The 2,684-nt window shown below is 67.9% G+C and carries 2 protein-coding genes and 2 pseudogenes; all 4 read right to left on the reverse strand.

Translation table 11 applies throughout. The features are described from left to right. Window positions 1-351 (reverse strand): annotated as a pseudogene (locus V6M57_RS07725) (hypothetical protein); the annotation flags it as partial. A gap of 25 nt (window positions 352-376) precedes the next feature. Further along, window positions 377-1,174 carry a DUF899 domain-containing protein gene (locus tag V6M57_RS07730; protein ID WP_332814409.1) on the reverse strand — a complete coding sequence of 266 codons (798 nt, stop codon included), beginning with the start codon at window positions 1,172-1,174 and terminating at the stop codon, window positions 377-379. Window positions 1,175-1,323: 149 nt separating this feature from the next. Further along, a complete protein-coding gene (locus tag V6M57_RS07735; protein ID WP_332814410.1) occupies window positions 1,324-2,001 on the reverse strand; it encodes a Vgb family protein in 678 nt (225 codons plus the stop codon). 44 nt (window positions 2,002-2,045) lie between these two features. Beyond that, window positions 2,046-2,684 (reverse strand): annotated as a pseudogene (locus V6M57_RS07740) (helix-turn-helix domain-containing protein); the annotation flags it as partial.

Genomic DNA, 2,684 nt, shown 5'->3' on the forward strand with positions numbered 1-2,684 from the left:
CGCGGTGGACATCATGAAAGACCAGAGCGCCAGCCCGGCATGCCCCGCCGGCGCGCGCGCCACCTTGGGTGTGCGGCCTGACAGGTGAAGCACTGCGAAGGCGGCAAGCAGGCCGCCCGCCAGGACCTGCAGCGCGAAGCGATCCATGGCCAGACCGAACACCACCGCGCCGGCCACCAGCGCGACCGATGCGGCGTGCCCGGCCGCGATCGGCACCAGGGCCCGCAGTGCCTGAGCCCGGTCGCGCGAACGCAGGCCCCAGGCAGCGGCCAGCATCCAGCCGGTGGCAGGGTTCAGCCCATGAAGGGCGCCTACCCCTGCGACCACGAGCCACGGCCAAAGGCTTGACATGATGCGCGCACCGGTCCCGGGCCGGTCAGGCCTTCGCGCTGCAGCACGAAGCGACTTCAGGCGCGGGCGTAAATGCGGACACGGTTTCGTAGCGGTCGTGGTGGCGCACCCAGTCCATCTTGTAGAAGCCGTCATGCTCGTCACGGCCCTTGGGCGTGAGATCGAGCATGTTGTAGGTGCCCATCATCACCTCCACACCGCGCCCGTAGGTCGAGTAGGTGTGGAAGACCTGGCCCGCGTCGTCCTTGCAGAACAGGCTGATGCCGGGCGCTTCCTCGGCCGGGAAGGGCTGCAGGGTGTAGTTGTAGTTGACGGCGCCGGTGGCTTGCTCTTCCGGCGTGAAGCTCACGTGGAAGTCGTAGTTGAAGTCGTTGCCGTTCGATGAAACCCAGTTGAACTGCCAGCCCATGCGCTGGCGGAAGCGCTCGATCTCGGGCAGCGTCGCGCGCGAGATGGCCACGAAGCTCACGTCGCGGTGTTCCAGGTGGACCTTCATGCCGGCGGTGTGGTCGGCCATGAAGGAGCAGCTCGGGCAGCCCTGCTCCCAGCCGGGGCCGAACATGAAGTGCTGCACCAGCAGCTGGTGGCGCCCTTCGAAGAGGTCGGCGAGCGAGCGTTTGCCTTCGGGCGTATTGAAAACATAGTTTTTCTCGATGCGAACCCAAGGCAGGGCGCGGCGCTCGCTGGCGATCTGGTCGCGCAGGCGCGTCAGCTCTTTCTCTTGCGCCAGCAGCGTCTTGCGCTCGGCAAGCCATCGCTCCCTGGACACGACGGGATGGTTCACGGTGTTCACTTTGTTCGCTTCGGCGGTTGCGGTACTCATGGTTTTCTCCTTGGCTCGATGAGCCGTTTGCGTTGGTCAATGCGCTGCCCGACCCGTGCTGGTAACAGGTGCGCTTGTTATCGGCCGGTGGGCCGAATGGGGGTCTTAGCGAGAGGGTGTCATGCCCTGCGCGCTGCGTTCAATGCGGCCTAAGCGTTCGATGCGGCCTTGGGCCGCCGCACGGCGCGGACTTTTCCGCTCTTTCCGCCGCCGCAATAAAAAAGGTCCGCGCCATCGGATTCGAGCCCGCTGACGCCGACGCCGTGCGGCATCTCCAGCCGCTCGATCACGGCGCCGCTTTGCGGATCGATCCGGCGGATCTCGCTGTCGTCGCCTTCCCAGGTGCCGTGCCACAGCTCGCCGTCCACCCAGGTCACGCCGGTGACGAAGCGGTTGGATTCAATCGTGCGCTGGATGGCACCTGTCTTCGGGTCGACCTGGTGGATTTTGCGGTCGCGGTACTGGCCCACCCACAGGCTGCCTTCCGCCCAGGTGAGGCCCGAGTCGCTCCCACTGCCGGGCGCCGGGATGGACGCCACCACCTTGCCGGTGGCCGGGTCGATCTTGTCGATGCGCGTTTCGGCGATCTGGTAGAGGTGCGTGCCGTCAAAGGCGGTGCCGGCGTCGCCCGCGCACTGCAGCGTGCGCGTCTGCTCGCCGCTGGCGGGGTCGAAGGCAATCAGTGTTGCGCCGGTGGCGGCCCAGACGCGCTGGCCGTCGTGGGTAACGCCGGCGATGTCATTGACGCCGGGGAAGCCGTATTCGCGCACGATCTCGGCGGAGCGTGCCTTGACTTCGGGTTTGTCTTTGATGGTCTTGCGGGTCATCGCTGCTCCTTGTTGCACCGTCCATCGGCGCCATGGAGACAACTTTATCCAATCGGCAGCGCAGCGGGGAGTAACAAGATCGTCGTGAATCCCGCCAGCGGCGGCGCCAGCCAGCGTTGCACCCGCGCCCGCCCGATGGAGCGCACCCGCCCGGCGGCTTCGAGGTCGGCAAGCGCGCGCTGGACGGTGCGCTGGCTCGCCCCCAGGGCCAGCGCCAGGGCGGAGGTCGACCAGGCCGCACCATCGGAGAGCAGCGCCACCAGCGATGCCTGGTCGCCGTCAATGGGTGGCGCCAGCACGGCGACATCGCGCTTACCGCGCGGCCTGAGGATGAAGCCCCGCTCGGTCGCCTCAATGGCCGCCAGCGTTTTGACGAGCGCGCGCAGACGGCCGATCTCGACCCTGAGGCGCGCCCTGTGCGTTTCGTCAGGACGCTTGGTGCGAAAGGCGGATTCGATCAAGGCTTCGCGGCTGACATCGCCAGGCCATGCTTCGGCGAGTGAACGCGCCAGCGAGAACAGCACCGGCCGGCGCGCCAGCGGCCGCCACTGGTCGCCGGCGCCCAGCCCGCGGCGGCAGGCGTCCACCACCAGCGCGTCCGAGGCCAGCAGCGCCGAGACCTCGTCGAGGCGCAGCGTTTGCTCGCTGCCGGCGGAGAGGCGCCGGGCGGCGGGCCTGTCGAG

It is taken from the genome of Ramlibacter sp., from assembly GCF_036676645.1.
GTDB lineage: Bacteria > Pseudomonadota > Gammaproteobacteria > Burkholderiales > Burkholderiaceae_C > Ramlibacter.